Genomic DNA, 14,110 nt, shown 5'->3' with positions numbered 1-14,110 from the left:
TCGCCCTGACATTCGCCCTGATTGACCAGCGGAAAACCTGTATGCCCGACACCCGTATCGCCGACGTCCGCGCCACCCCCATCGCCTTTGCCGACCCGCCCTTGCTGAACAATGCGGGCTGTCACCAACCCTTTGCCCTGCGCTCGATCATCGAGGTCGAGACCGGGGATGGCACAGTGGGTCTTGGCGAAAGCTACGGCTCCCAACCGGTGCTGAAGGCGCTGGCCCGCGTCACGCCGCATCTCACCGGCCTCGACGTCACCGATCTGAACGGCCTCGCCGCGCGCTGCCGCACCCATGTCACGAGTGCAATGGACGCCTACACCGGCGGCGAGCGGCTGTTGCCCCGCGTCATCGCCGCAATCGAGGTGGCCTGCTGGGATGCCTACGGCAAGGCCACGGGGCGCCGGGTCTGCGACCTGCTGGGCGGGCAGGTACGGCAGACAGTGCCCTTTTCGGCCTATCTCTTCTACAAGTTCGGCAAGCACGCCGATGGCACGCCCCCCGACGACTGGGGCGAAGCGCTGACGCCCGAGGGGCTGGTCGAACAGGCCGCCCGGATGAAGGCGCTTCACGGCTTCGACGCGATCAAGCTGAAGGCCGGCGTCTTCGAGCCCGAGGAAGAGATCGAGGGCCTGCGCGCCCTGCGCGACACCTTCCCCGAGGCGCCGCTGCGCATCGACCCGAACGGCGGCTGGAGCGTCGAGACCACGCTGAAGCTCTTGCCGCAGCTCGACGGTTTGGTCGAGTACCTCGAAGATCCGACCGTGGGCATCGAGGGCAACGCCCGGGTGCAGGCCGCAACGGATACGCCGCTGGCCACGAATATGTATGTCGTCCACGAAAGCCACCTGCCGCCCAATATGGCGCGGGATGCCTTTCGCGTGATCCTGTCGGACCATCATTACTGGGGCGGGCTGAGGGCCAGCCGCGAGCTTGCCCGGATCTGCGAGATCTGGGGGCTGGGGCTGTCGATGCACTCGAACTCTCATCTGGGGATCTCGCTGGCGGCGATGACCCATCTGGCCGCGGCCACGCCGAACCTGACCTACGACTGCGATACCCACTACCCGTGGCAGAGCGACGAGGTGATCGAGGGCGGCAAGCTTGCCTTCACCGGGGGCTGCCTCGCCGTGCCGGAGGGGCCGGGCCTTGGTGTCACGCTCGACCGGTCAGAGCTGGCCCGGTTGCACCGCCAGTACCTTGCCTGCGGCATCACGCTGCGCGACGACGCAACCGAGATGAAGAAGCACCGGCCCGACTGGAGCTTCGCGCGCCCGAAGTTCTGAAAGGCCTGCCGCGCCCGGACCGCGCCCCAGGGGAAAAGGCCGGGTGCCAAATCATGCATAAGGCGCCGGCGCCCTTCACCCTCGCACCGAAGACCCGAGGCGCCGGTCCCGGCCAATCGGGCGTCGGTTTCTTGCAAAGAAACCGACCCGAAGTCTTTGCAAGACTTCGATGCCTCCGCCGCTTGCGAATCCGCTGCGGCTCCGCTCTCCTGCACGGGCCCCCTTGCAGGAGACCGCCATGCCCGCTTCGAATATTGCCATGTGGTCCGGCCCGCGCAACCTGTCGACGGCCATGATGTACGCCTTCGGCGCGCGGTCCGATTGCGCGGTCTGGGACGAGCCCTTCTACGCCGCCTACCTGCGGCTTACCGGCCTCGACCACCCGATGCGCGAGGCCATCATCGCCGCCGGAGAGCCCGACCCCGCCCGCGTCGCCAGCCGCTGCGCCGCGCCTGCGGACAGGCCGCTCTTCTACCAGAAGCACATGACCCACCACATGGTGCCGGGTGTGCCCCGCGACTGGTTCGGCTCGGTCGCGCATGTCTTCCTGATCCGCCATCCGGCCCGCGTTCTTGCCAGCTATGACCGCAAGCGCGAACGCGCGACGCTGGACGACATCGGCTTTCGCCAGCAGGCCGAGATCTTCGATGCGGTCCGCGCGCAGGGCCTGCCCGTGACCGTGATCGACAGCGCCGAGATCCGCGCCGCGCCAGAGCCGATGCTGCGCAGGCTCTGCGCGGCGCTGGCGATCCCCTACGACCCGGCGATGACCCGCTGGCCCGCAGGCGGCCACAAGGACGACGGCGTCTGGGCCGCGCATTGGTACGATGCCGTGCACCGCTCTACCGGTTTCGCCGGGGCCGAAGGCCCGCTGCCGGTGCTCGACGGCGCGCTGGCCGGGGTCTGCGCCGAGGCCCTGCCCTATTACGAGAAGATGCGCGCGGAGGCGCTGAGACCATGATCGACCCCACCGGCCGGACCACCCATGACGCCGAGCACGACCCGCGCAACGACGCGCTTCTGATCCACGTCAACGGCGCTCTGGTGCCGAAGGACGAGGCGGTGGTCTCTGTCTACGACTCTGGCTTCATGCTGGGCGACGGCATGTGGGAGGGGATGCGACTTTACGACGGCGAATGGGCCTTCTTCGATGCGCATATGGACAGGCTGTTCAACAGCTGCAAGGCGGTCGATCTGGACATCGGCAAGAGCCGCGACGAGATCCGCGCCCTGCTGGACGAGACCGCCGCCGCCAACGGCATGACCGGCGACGCCCATTGCCGCCTGATGGTGACGCGCGGGCGCAAGGCCAAGCCCTTCCAGCACCCGTCCCTCTCGCGCTGGGGACCGACCATCGTCGCCATCGTCGAGCATTCCAAACCCGCCGCCGGGCTGGCCAGGGGCATCCGTCTGGCCAGCGTGCCGCAGGTGCGCGGCCTGCCCCACAGCCAGGACGCCAAGTTCAACAGCCATTCGAAGCTGAACTGTGTGATCGCCTGCCTTCAGGCCGAGGCGGCGGGCGCCGACGAGGCGCTGATGCTGGACCCGCATGGCTTCGTGAACACCACCAATGCCTGCAACCTCTTCGTGGTGCGCCGGGGCGCGGTCTGGACCTCGACCGGCGACTACTGCATGAACGGCGTCACCCGCGCCAATGTCATCGCCCTGTGTCGCGAGAATGGCATTCCGGTCTTCGAGAAGAACTTTTCGCTCTACGAGGCCTATGGCGCCGAAGAGGTCTTTCTGACCGGCACCTTCGGGGCGCAGACCCGGGTCGCCAGCATCGACGGCAAGCCGGTGGGCGACGGGTCAATGCCCGTCACAGAACGCATCCGAACGCTCTACAAGGATCTCGTGACGCGCACCGTGGCGGCGCAGAAGGCCGCGCGGGCTTAGGTACAGGCGGGCCTGTTCGCCGCGAATGTCTGCGCGGGGCGGCCATTCAGGCGCGGCGGTGCGCACAGGCGCGCCAAGGCAGAACAGGCGGGCGCGCTGGCCAGGCAAGACTGCCTGGGCGCAGGCGCTGAGCAGGCAAGGCAGCCTGCGCTGACGGGGTGTCGCCTTTCCCCGGCGCGGCGGGGGCGCAGGGCACCGGCCCCGCGCCCGCCGTCACGGATCAGGTGTTGAAGAGGAAGTGCAGGACGTCGCCGTCCTTGACCTCGTAGCCCTTGCCCTCGGCGCGCATCTTGCCCGCCTCCTTGGCGCCCGCCTCGCCCCCGGCGGCGACGTAGTCGTCAAAGGCGATGGTCTCGGCCCGGATGAAGCCGCGCTCGAAATCGCCGTGGATCACGCCCGCCGCCTGCGGCGCCAGCGTGCCCTTGCGGATCGTCCAGGCGCGGGCCTCTTTCGGGCCGACGGTGAAATAGGTCTGAAGGCCCAAGAGCTCGTAGCCCGCCTTGATCAGCCGGTCGAGACCGGCCTCTTCCAGCCCAAGCTCGTCGAGGAACTCGCGCGCCTCTTCGGCGTCGAGCTGGCTGATCTCTTCCTCGATCTTGGCGCTGATGACGACGTGGGAATTGCCCTGCGCCGCCGCCATCTCGGCCACGCTGGCCGACAGCGCGTTGCCCTCGGCGGCCTCGCCCTCGTCGACGTTGCAGACGTAGAGCACCGGCTTCGCGCTAAGCAGTTGCAGCATCCGCCAGGCCTTCTGGTCGTCCTCGGCCACCTCGACCAGACGGGCGGGCTTGCCTTCTTCCAGCACCGCCAGCGCGGCCTTCATCAGGCGTTCCTGCTGCACGGCCTCCTTGTCGCCGCCGCGCACCTTGCGCACGATGTTCTGAAGCCGCTTTTCCAGCGATTCCATGTCGGCGATGATCAGTTCGGTCTCGATGGTCTCGGCATCGGCCACCGGATCGACGCGCCCGTCGACATGGGTCACGTCGTCATCCTCGAAGCAGCGCAGCACATGCGCGATGGCATCGGTCTCGCGGATATTGGCAAGGAACTGGTTGCCGAGGCCCTCACCCTTCGACGCGCCCTTCACCAGACCGGCGATGTCCACGAAGGTCATGCGCGTGGGAATGATGCTCTGCGACTTGGCGATCCGCGCCAGCGTATCCAGACGCGGGTCCGGCACGCCGACGTCGCCCACGTTGGGCTCGATCGTGCAGAAGGGAAAGTTCGCGGCCTGCGCCGCGGCGGTTCTGGTCAGAGCGTTGAAGAGGGTCGACTTGCCGACGTTCGGCAGACCCACGATGCCCATGCGAAATCCCATGTCGCGTTCCCTTTCTGGCGGTTCCGGCGCCTTCTAGGCAGAGCATGGCCAAAGCGCAAGCACGCCGCTTGACGCGGGCGCCCCGGGGTGGATAGGTTGATATCAACGCAACTTGGAGAACGCGCGATGCAAATCATCCCCTACCTCTTCTTCCCCGGCACCTGCCGAGAGGCCATGACCCGCTATGCCGAGATCCTTGGCGTCGAGGCGCCCGAGATCATGGCCTTTGCCGACCTGCCGGAGGAAGACAAGGCGCATATGCCGGGCGTTGCCGACGACGCGGTCATGAATGCCTCGCTGAATATCGGGTCGGGTACGCTGATGGGTTCGGACGAGGTCGGGCCGGACTTCACGCCCATGGCCGGGTCTTCGGTCAATATCGTGCTGCCGACAGCGGAGGAGGCGCAACGTGTCTTCGACGCCCTGAGCGAGGGCGGAGAGGTTCGGATGCCCATGATGCCGATGTTCTGGACACCGGCCTTCGGCACGCTGTCCGACAAATGGGGCACCCGCTGGATGGTCATGGCCAAAGAATACGAGGGCTGACACCAAAAAGGGGGCGGCGCGATCCGCTCGCGCCGCCCCCCTTTCCTTCAAGCGGCAGAGATCAGCCGTACTGGTTCTGTGCCGGGTCGGGCTTCTTGGCGAACCAGACGATCAGGATGATGAAGCCGATCAGCGGGATCAGGCCGATCAGCAACCACCATCCGCTTTTGCCGATATCATGCAGGCGGCGGGCGCCGATGGCGAGGCTGGGAACCAGCGTCACCAGCGAGAAGATCATGCCCAGGAAGGGAACGCCGCCCGCGCCGGTGAGGATGGTGTCGACCACCCCGACCACGATGTTGATCACGATCAGCAGCAGGACGGCCTTCCAGTATTCGCCCCGGTTCGAGCGGCCCTCGAACTTGATGTAATTGGCGAAAAACAGCTTCAACGCCTCGCCGTAGCCGACCTCGCGGCTGTAGGCCGAACCGCCGGTGTATCCGCCGTTACCCATCGTGCTTTCCATGATCATGTCCCTTTGCAAATCTCATGTGTCTTGTATTGCCCCGGGCCTGTCGCCCTTGGGTTCCGGGCAGAGTTAACCATTTCACCCGGCCTTGGGACAATGCTGGTTTTCCCCACTCTGCGCGGGGCATTTCAAGGCCGAAACCGCGTGGCGCACGCGGTCTGGCTGCTCGCCTTTCCGGATTTTGCCGTCAGGCCGCCGAAACCTGCGCCTCTGCCAGTGCCGCGCCGCGTGTCCAGAACCGCCAGATCAGCAGCGCCGCCGCCACCGCCAGCCCAAGGGTCAGCCCCAGCCAGACGCCGATCCCGCCCAGCCCGAGCGGGAAGGCAAACAGCAGCGTCGAGGGCAGGCCGATCCCCCAATAGGCCACCGAGGCCATGATCATCGGCACCCGCGTGTCCTGAAGGCCGCGCAGCAGCCCGAGGTGCAGAACCTGTGCCGCATCCGCCAGCTGGAACAGCGCGGCGAAGAACAGGAAGCGTTTGCCGGTGGCGATGATTTCGTCCCGCGCCGGATCCTCCGGGTCGACGAAGGCCCCGACCAGCGTTTCCGGCAGCAGCAGGAACAGGGCCATCGACAGGGCCACGCCCACCGCGCCCAGCACCACGACGACCCGCGCGCCCGCCAGCAGATGCCCGAGGTCGCGCCGCCCCAGCGCATTGCCGACCCGCACCGTGGCCGCGTTCGACAGGCCGACCTGCATCATGAAGGTGGCCGAGGTGATCTGAAGCGCGACCCCATGCGCCGCCAGCGGCACATTGCCCAGCCAGCCCATCGGCAACGCGGCGGCGGCGAACATCGCCACCTCGGCCAGCGTGGTCAGCCCGATCGGCAGGCCCAGCCGGAAGACCCGGCTGAACATCTCGCCATCCGCCCGCCAGAAACGCACGAACAGCTGGTGCTCGGGGCGCTTGCGCAGCGCGTAGGCCACCACCAGCAACAGGGACACGGTTTGCACCAGCACCGAGGCAACCGCCGCCCCGGCGATCCCCATCTCCGGCGCGCCCCAGTTGCCGAAGACCAGCGCGTAGTTCGCCGGCACGTTCAGCGCTGCCGCCGCCAGCGTGATGACCATGGCGACGCGGGTATCCTCGAGCCCGGCGAGGTAGTTCTTCAGAACCATGACCCCCAGCGCGGGCAGCATGCCCAGCGAGGCGATGCGCAGGTAGGTCTGCGCCAGCGCCGCGATTTCCGGGCTTTGACCAAGGCCGCGCAGGATCGGCGCCGACAACCACAGGACCGGCAGGACCGCGGCAAAATACAGCCCCGACAGCCACAGCGCCATCCGCGTCGAGCGGCGCACGGACACGTCATCCCCCTGCGCCGCGAAGGTCGCGACCATGGGCATCACCGCCCAGGCAAAACCCGAACCGAACAGGAACAGCGTGAAGAACAGCGACGAGGCCAGCGTCAGAGCCGCCAGTTCCGGCACCCCGTACCAGCCCATCATCAGCGTATCGGTGAACCCGATGGCGAATTGCGCAAGGTGCCCGCCGATCAGCGGCAGACCCAGCGCCAGCGTGGCCCGGGCATGTGCCCGAAAATTCATCACATCCTGTCCCATGCTTCGCGCTTACGCCCGGTCCCGCGAAAGGGCAAGCCATGGCGGCACCGGGCGCCGCCGAGGATGTCCGCATGTGGCATGCCAGCCGGGCCGTTCTGTGCTAGAATTGCACCGACCCCACCCGGCGCGGAGGCACCCATGGCCGATCCCATCGCCCTGTCAGGCTTCTTCGCGGACAGCCGCGCCTTTCTGAAGGCCCTGTCCGAAAACAACGACCGCGGCTGGTTCAACGCCAACAAGGCGCAATACGACAGCGCGCTGAAACGCCCCTCGGAAAAGCTGCTGACAGAGATCGCCGCCTGGTTCGCGCAGGAGCTGAACCTGCACCCGCGCACGAAACTCTTCCGCCCGCACCGCGACGTGCGCTTCTCCGAGGACAAGACGCCCTTTCACACGCATCTTCACATGATGTGGTTCCTGCCCGACGGGCGCAGCTGGATGCTGGGGATCGCGCCCGACTACGCGACGACCGGCGCGGGCATCATGCGCTTCGAAAGGGATCAGCAGCTTCGCTGGCGCGAGGCCGTGGCCTCTGACGCCGGGGCAGAGCTGGAGGCGATCCTTGGCGCAGGCGGCTGGCGCATCGACGACCCTGAAATGAGGCGGATGCCGCACCCCTACCCGGCGGACCACCCCCGCGCGGCGCTGCTGCGCCAGCGCGGGTTGATCGCATGGGCCGACGGGCTGGAACAGGCGCTGACCGCCGACCCGGAACAGACGCTGAAGGATCGCTTCGCGGCGTTCCGGCCGCTGATGGACTGGCTGACGCAGGTGACCTGACCGGTCAGCTTTCCGGGTCCGCCCCGGGACGCAGCACGCCGCCAAGGATATGGTCGGAACGGTGGATGACATGCTGCGCCCCGCCGACGATCAGCGGATCCGGTGCCCTGGCCACCCTGGGATCCTTGCCGGGATAGTCGAGCGTCGACAGGAAGTGCTTCATGCAGTTCAGCCTTGCGCGTTTCTTGTCGTTCGACTTCACCACGGTCCAGGGCGCATCCGCCGTATCGGAGTAGAAGAACATCGCCTCCTTCGCCTCGGTGTAGTCGTCCCAGCGCCCGAGAGAGGCCTTGTCGATCGGCGACAGCTTCCATTGCTTCAGCGGATCGGTCTCGCGGCTGACGAAACGGGCGGCCTGTTCGTCACGCGTGACAGAGAACCAGTACTTGTAAAGCCGGATGCCGGACCGCACCAGCATGCGTTCCAGTTCGGGCGTCTGGCGCATGAACTCGAGGTACTCGGCCGGCTCGCAAAAGCCCATGACCCGCTCGACCCCCGCCCGGTTGTACCACGAGCGGTCGTAGAGCACGATCTCTCCGGCGGTGGGCAGCTGCGCGACCTAGCGCTGGAAATACCATTGCCCGCGCTCTTCCTCGGTCGGCTTGTTCAGGGCGACAACGCGGGCATGGCGCGGATTCAGATGTTCGGTGAAGCGCTTGATGGTGCCACCCTTGCCCGCCGCATCGCGGCCCTCGAACAGCAGCACGAACTTCTGCCCGGTCTCCAGCGCCCAAAGCTGGACCTTCAGAAGCTCCGCCTGCAGCTGCGCCTTCTCGCGCTCGTAGCTGCGGCGCGAGAGCTTCACGTCATAGGGGTAGGTGCCGCTCTCGAAAGCGTGGCGGATCTCGGCAGGCGTGGGCTGGCGCCGGGTCGGCGCCCGGGGTGCCACAGGGGTCTGCGCCGCCGCCCCCGGGGCAGCCATTGCAATCTCGACGGGGGGCTCTTCCCGGGGCGTGCCGCTGGCGTCCTGCATCGTCTCTCCCTCCTCGACCGTCACGGGTCGGCCGGCATCTTCTCTGGCCCCCACCGGCCTGTCAAATCCCACCCCGCCGCACCCTGCCCCTCGATCCTGCGCCGCGATGGCACCAGGCGTGGGGCGACCTGAGCCCCCCAGGCGCGCTTTCCCTCCGCCATTGCTTTTCCCGCGCGCATCCGGCAACACGGCAAGGCCCCTGCCGAAGGAAGGACCAATATGACTCGCATCGACGCCACCTTTGCCCGCCTCCGCTCCGAGGGGAAAAAGGCCTTCGTTTCCTACATCATGGCCGGAGACCCGGACGTCGATGCCTCGCTTGCGGTCATGAAGGGCCTGCCGGGCGCCGGGGTGGACATCATCGAACTGGGTCTGCCCTTCACCGATCCCATGGCCGACGGCTCGACGATCCAGCTGGCCGGTCAGCGCGCGCTGGAACAGGGCATGACGCTGGACCGCACCCTGCAGATGGTTCGCGACTTCCGCGCCGGGAACGACAACACCCCCATCGTGCTGATGGGCTATTACAACCCGATCTACTCGCGTGGCGTCGACACCTTTCTGGCCCAGGCGAAAGAGGCCGGGATCGACGGGCTGATCATCGTCGACCTGCCCCCCGAAGAGGACGAAGAGCTTTGCCTGCCCGCACAGGCCGCCGGGCTGAACTTCATCCGCCTCGCCACGCCCACCACCGATGATGCCCGCCTGCCGCGCGTGCTGCAGAACACCAGCGGCTTCGTCTACTACGTCTCGATCACCGGCATCACCGGCGCCGCCGCCGCGCAGGCCGTGGACGTCGGCCCCGAGGTCGCCCGCATCAAGGCCGGCACCGACCTGCCCGTGATCGTGGGCTTCGGCATCCGCACCCCCGAAACTGCGCGCGAGATCGCATCGGTCGCGGACGGCTGCGTGGTCGGCTCCGCCATCGTCGGCGAGATCGCCAAGGGCCGCCCGACCGCAGAGATCCTTGCCTTTGTCGAGGGCCTTGCAAGCGGCGCCCACAGCGCCTGAGCCGCATCGCCGCCCCGGGGCGGCGCCCGGCAGCATCGCCCGCCGCTGCCAGGCCGAGGCGCAGGATTGGCCCGGTCGCGGCCCCCGCGCCGCGCCCAAGGGCCGCGACCACAGGTCATTGCCCCTGCCCGCCCGGCCCCTGCGGCCCGGCGGTCCGGTCATACAACAGCCGGGCCATGGCCTCGCAAAGGTCTTCGCGACGGACCGGCTTGGCCACATGCGCATCGATGCCCTGCCGCAGGTACTCTGCCACCTGATGCGTCATGGCGTTGGCGGTCAGGGCGACGATCGGCACCCGCCTCAGCCCCAGCGCCGCCTCGCTCTGGCGGATCATGGCCGCCGCCTCCAGCCCGTTCAGAACCGGCATGTTCACATCCATCAGGATCAGGTCGAAAGGGTCGTGGCAATGCATCTCGACCGCCTGCGCCCCGTTGCCGACATACTCGATATCCAGTTCGAAATTGCGCAGCAGCAGCCGCAGGACCTTCTGGTTCGTCAGGCTGTCCTCGGCCACCAGAATGCGCCATGACCGCGACCTCAGGACGCTGTCGGCGCTGCGCGGATTGCGGGCCTGCCGGTCTGCCGCGCCGCCGGCCCGTTCGACCCGCAGGGTGGCGACGAAGCAGCTTCCGCCCCCGGGCACCGCGCGATAGACCAGATCGCCGCCCATCAACCGACAGATCTGGCGCGAGATCGCAAGGCCAAGACCGGTGCCGCCAAAGCGCCGGGTGATCGTCTCGTCGGTCTGCGAAAAGGCCTCGAACAGCCGGTCGCGGCGCTCTTCGGGCACCCCCGGGCCGCTGTCACGCACCCGCAACTGCAGCTCTGACCCGGTCTGGCGCACATGGACCTGAACGCCCCCTTCCGGCGTGAACTTGATCGCGTTGGAGACGAGGTTGCCCAGAACCTGCCGCACCCGGGTCGGATCGACGCGCACCCAGCGCCGGGCGCTGCCGTTGACCTCGACCGCGAAACTCAGCCCCTTGCGCTCTGCCCGGTCGCGGTACAGCTTGAGCGTCTCGTTGCACAACAGGCGCAGATCCACGTCCTGCGCCTCCAGCTCCATCTTGCGGGCCTCGATCTTGCTCAGGTCCAGCACGTCGTTGAGCAGCGACAGCAGCGATTGCCCGGACTGCAGGATGGTCTGCGCCATCTCCATCTGTTCGGCGCTCAGCTCGGTTTCCGCCAGAACCGTCGCCATGCCCAGGACCCCGTTCAGCGGCGTCCGGATCTCATGGCTGATCATGGCAAGAAAGCCGCTCTTGGCGGCATTGGCGCTTTCGGCGGCGACCATGGCAGCCTTCAGCTGTTCCGTCCGCGCCTCGAATGCCTTTTCCAGCGACTCCGCGTGGGTGGCCAGCCTTTGCTGCGACTCGAAAAGCGCGCGGGCTTTCTCTTCCAACAGGTGCTCTGCCGTGATCCGGGCCAGCCGCTCGCGCTCGTAGCGGCGGCGCGAGACACCGTCCGGCGGCGCCCCCTGACCGGCCGCGCGCCCTGCCATCCGCTACCGCTCCAGCCGGATATCGAAGACCGCGCCGTCGGGCGGGCGCGGGGTGCAACGGATCTGGGCCACCGTTCCGTAATGCGCGACGCAGGCCTCTATCAGGCCGTGACAGAAGGCCGTCAGGGGCCGCGCCGAAGTATAGATCATCTGCAACTCCCCTGCGCCCCCGCGCGCGGTCCGGAACCGCGGCAGTTCGGCATCCGGGTACAGCTTGCGCACCTCGACGTGGATTTCGCCGTCGACCGATTCCAGCATCTCCAGCGGGCCGGACTTGCCGGCGAAGACCCCCGGGTAGTGGGCCACGAAATACCGCAGCATCCAGCCGCCGAAGGCCCGTTGCAGAGCTTCCACGCTCATGCCCGTATGCGGACACAGCCCGGCAACGATGGCCATGAGATCGGAGCAGGGATAAGAGCCCACCGCCGTGAAGACCCCGCCAGAGCTCAGCTCTGCCTCGTCGAGAACCGCATCGACGGCCGCTTCGCCCACGGCCTGCTCTGCCATGGCCAGCAATTCGGTGAACACGATGCCCTTCACGGGTACCCTCCTGCAACAACTGCGGCAGACTAAACCCGGGGGCATGAACGGCGCCTTAATCGCGCATTGCACCAGCCACACTAAATTGGTAACCGTTCCTTACCAATTTGCACAAAGCGAGTCCGCCATGCCCGTCATTACCAATATCGACGACCTCAAGCGCATCCACCGCCGCCGCGTGCCCAAGATGTTCTACGACTATTGCGAAAGCGGATCCTGGTCGGAACAGACCTTCCGCGAGAACACCTCGGATTTCGACAAGATCTACCTGCGCCAGCGCGTCGCCATCGACATGGCCAACCGTTCGACCAAATCGCAGCTCATCGGACAGGACGTGTCCATGCCCGTGGCCCTCGCCCCCGTCGGCCTGACCGGCATGCAGAGCGCGGACGGAGAGATCAAGGCCGCCAAGGCTGCCGAGAAATTCGGCGTACCCTACTGCCTCTCGACCATGTCGATCTGCTCCATCGAGGACGTGGCCGAGAACACGACGAAACCCTTCTGGATGCAGGTCTACACGCTGAAGGACGACGACTACATGACGCGGCTGTTTGACCGCGCCAAGGCGGCCAAATGCTCTGCCGCGGTGATCACCGTCGACCTGCAACTGCTGGGCCAGCGCCACAAGGACCTCAAGAACGGCCTCTCCGCCCCGCCGAAGTTCACCGCCAAGTCCATCGCCGACATGATGACCAAGGTGACCTGGGGCCTCGAGATGCTTCAGACCAAGCGGCGCTTCTTCGGCAATATCGTCGGTCACGCGCATGGCGTCACCGACCCCTCCTCGCTTGGCAACTGGACCAACGAGAGCTTCGACCAGTCCCTGAACTGGGACCGCATCCGCGAGTTCCGCAAGATGTGGGACGGCCCGCTGATCATCAAGGGCATCATCGACCCCCGCGACGCGCTGGAGGCCTGCAACGTGGGCGCCGACGCCATCGTGGTGTCCAACCACGGCGGTCGCCAGCTGGACGGCGCGCTGTCCTCGATCCGCGCGCTGGAGCCGATCATGGACGCGGTCGGCGACAAGATCGAGGTGCACCTCGATTCCGGCATCCGCTCGGGTCAGGACGTGCTGAAGGCGCTGGCGCTCGGCGCCAAGGGCTGCTGGATCGGCCGCGCCTATGTCTACGGTCTGGGTGCGATGGGAGAGGCGGGCGTCACCAAGGCGCTGGAGGTCATCCACAAGGAGCTGGACATGAGCATGGCGCTCTGCGGCCACCGCGACGTGCGCGGCGTGGACCGGGATATCCTCATGGTGCCGAAGGGGTTTTCCGGGGACTGGGGCTGAGTGGGGCAGCCTGACGCAGTCGGTTGAAGGGAAGTGTCGGGCGGGGAGCGGCCGTTCGCTGCATACTTAATAAACTCCCGGTATGCGGACCTTTTGGGACTCTCGCTGCGGTGTCGCACGCAGTTGCTAATCCAAGCCTTGTGGCCTCTCCATCGAGACCATCTCAGTCGCAGTGCCGCCCTGCACGGGCAGGACGGCACGGTTGCGAGCGGCATTTGGACCTAGGAAATTCCCTGGCCGTGTTCTCGCGCATTAGAGGTCGCTCGAGATCCGCCAGAAGTCGATATTGCCATCTTTGGCATGCAATTCGATTTCGGCCAATTCCTCCGTCTCGAACTCCATCTTTTCAAGCGCGCTGAGAGAATTGTCGAGCTGCTCAACCGTACGTGCGCCGATAAGGGCCGACGTAACTCGGGGATCCCGCAGAGCCCAAGCGATGGCCATCTGTGCCAGGGTCTGACCACGGCGTTCGGCGATCGTGTTGAGCGATCGAATGCGCCCAACAAGTTCATCTGTGATCAAACTCTTATCAAACCCGCCACGTCCGGCGCGGGCGCTCTCAGGCACGCCGTGAAGGTACTTGTTGCTGAGCAGGCCCTGAGCCAGCGGTGAAAAGGCGATGCAAGCAGTTCCCAAGTCCTCGAGCGTGTCGAGAAGCCCATGCTCAATGCGCCGGTTGAACATCGAATAGTTCGGCTGATGTATGAAGAGCGGCACGCGCTCTTCGCGCAGCAGTGCGGCGGCCTTGCGCGTCAGTTCGGGCGAGTAGCTCGAAATGCCAATATAGAGGGCCTTGCCCTGCCGATGCAGGTGCGCAAGGGCGCCCATGGTTTCCTCGAGGGGCGTCGTCGGGTCGACGCGGTGTGAGTAGAAGATGTCAACGTAATCGAGTCCCATCCGGTGCAGAGATTGGTCAAGGCTTGCAACCAGGTACT

13 protein-coding genes and 1 pseudogene are annotated in these 14,110 nt (G+C 66.6%); 7 read left to right on the top strand and 7 right to left on the bottom strand.

The window, feature by feature from the left end:
• Positions 1–41: 41 nt before the first annotated feature.
• The 3 genes from ACN5KJ_RS02075 (at position 42) to ACN5KJ_RS02065 (ending at position 3,185) form a co-directional block, all read left to right on the top strand.
• Positions 42–1,289 carry a glucarate dehydratase family protein gene (locus ACN5KJ_RS02075; protein WP_418591862.1) on the top strand — a complete coding sequence of 416 codons (1,248 nt, stop codon included), beginning with the start codon at positions 42–44 and terminating at the stop codon, positions 1,287–1,289.
• A gap of 238 nt (positions 1,290–1,527) precedes the next feature.
• Positions 1,528–2,250: an HAD family hydrolase gene (locus ACN5KJ_RS02070; protein ID WP_418591861.1), complete on the top strand. Its 723-nt coding sequence runs from the start codon at positions 1,528–1,530 to the stop codon at positions 2,248–2,250.
• Positions 2,247–3,185, top strand: a complete 939-nt coding sequence (locus ACN5KJ_RS02065; RefSeq protein WP_418591860.1) for an aminotransferase class IV — start codon at positions 2,247–2,249, stop codon at positions 3,183–3,185. The genes ACN5KJ_RS02070 and ACN5KJ_RS02065 overlap by 4 nt, the downstream gene beginning before the upstream one ends.
• Positions 3,186–3,405: 220 nt before the next feature.
• Here ACN5KJ_RS02065 and ychF read toward each other — a convergent pair whose 3' ends face one another.
• A complete protein-coding gene (ychF, locus tag ACN5KJ_RS02060; protein WP_418591859.1) occupies positions 3,406–4,503 on the bottom strand; it encodes a redox-regulated ATPase YchF in 1,098 nt (365 codons plus the stop codon).
• A 126-nt stretch (positions 4,504–4,629) separates the two neighbouring features.
• On the opposite strand from ychF, the gene ACN5KJ_RS02055 reads away from it, so the two are divergent.
• A complete protein-coding gene (locus tag ACN5KJ_RS02055) occupies positions 4,630–5,049 on the top strand; it encodes a VOC family protein (protein ID WP_418591858.1) in 420 nt (139 codons plus the stop codon).
• A 61-nt stretch (positions 5,050–5,110) separates the two neighbouring features.
• Here the strand turns inward: ACN5KJ_RS02055 and ACN5KJ_RS02050 are convergent, their stop codons facing one another.
• The gene (locus ACN5KJ_RS02050; protein WP_418591857.1) at positions 5,111–5,515 is read right to left on the bottom strand and encodes a DUF805 domain-containing protein; all 405 of its coding nucleotides are present in this window, start codon (positions 5,513–5,515) and stop codon (positions 5,111–5,113) included.
• Positions 5,516–5,705: 190 nt separating this feature from the next.
• Complete coding sequence (locus ACN5KJ_RS02045) at positions 5,706–7,064, bottom strand: MATE family efflux transporter (RefSeq protein ID WP_418591856.1); 1,359 nt, start codon at positions 7,062–7,064, stop codon at positions 5,706–5,708.
• Positions 7,065–7,217: 153 nt separating this feature from the next.
• Here ACN5KJ_RS02045 and ACN5KJ_RS02040 point away from each other — a divergent pair, with 153 nt between their 5' ends.
• Positions 7,218–7,859, top strand: a complete 642-nt coding sequence (locus ACN5KJ_RS02040) for a TIGR02453 family protein (protein ID WP_418591855.1) — start codon at positions 7,218–7,220, stop codon at positions 7,857–7,859.
• Positions 7,860–7,863: 4 nt separating this feature from the next.
• Here ACN5KJ_RS02040 and ppk2 read toward each other — a convergent pair.
• Positions 7,864–8,781: pseudogene (ppk2, locus tag ACN5KJ_RS02035) on the bottom strand (polyphosphate kinase 2).
• Positions 8,782–9,051: 270 nt separating this feature from the next.
• Between ppk2 and trpA the strand changes: the two are divergent.
• On the top strand, positions 9,052–9,843 hold the full coding sequence (gene trpA / locus ACN5KJ_RS02030) for a tryptophan synthase subunit alpha (RefSeq protein ID WP_418591854.1): 792 nt from the start codon (positions 9,052–9,054) through the stop codon (positions 9,841–9,843).
• Between the two features lie 115 nt (positions 9,844–9,958).
• Here the strand turns inward: trpA and ACN5KJ_RS02025 are convergent, their stop codons facing one another.
• Positions 9,959–11,344 carry an ATP-binding protein gene (locus ACN5KJ_RS02025; RefSeq protein WP_418591853.1) on the bottom strand — a complete coding sequence of 462 codons (1,386 nt, stop codon included), beginning with the start codon at positions 11,342–11,344 and terminating at the stop codon, positions 9,959–9,961.
• A gap of 3 nt (positions 11,345–11,347) precedes the next feature.
• Positions 11,348–11,884, bottom strand: a complete 537-nt coding sequence (locus tag ACN5KJ_RS02020) for a heme NO-binding domain-containing protein (RefSeq protein WP_418591852.1) — start codon at positions 11,882–11,884, stop codon at positions 11,348–11,350.
• A 127-nt stretch (positions 11,885–12,011) separates the two neighbouring features.
• Between ACN5KJ_RS02020 and ACN5KJ_RS02015 the strand changes: the two genes are divergently transcribed.
• Positions 12,012–13,175 (top strand): alpha-hydroxy acid oxidase, encoded by a 1,164-nt coding sequence (locus tag ACN5KJ_RS02015; RefSeq protein ID WP_418591851.1) that lies wholly within the window; start codon positions 12,012–12,014, stop codon positions 13,173–13,175.
• Between the two features lie 252 nt (positions 13,176–13,427).
• Here the strand turns inward: ACN5KJ_RS02015 and ACN5KJ_RS02010 are convergent.
• The coding region (locus ACN5KJ_RS02010) for an aldo/keto reductase (protein WP_418591850.1) at positions 13,428–14,110 on the bottom strand (683 nt) is incomplete at its 5' end.

It is taken from the genome of Ponticoccus sp. (in: a-proteobacteria), from assembly GCF_048381735.1.
The sequence above is the reverse complement of the archived record's forward strand: the minus strand, read 5'-3'. Positions and strand labels throughout refer to the sequence as shown.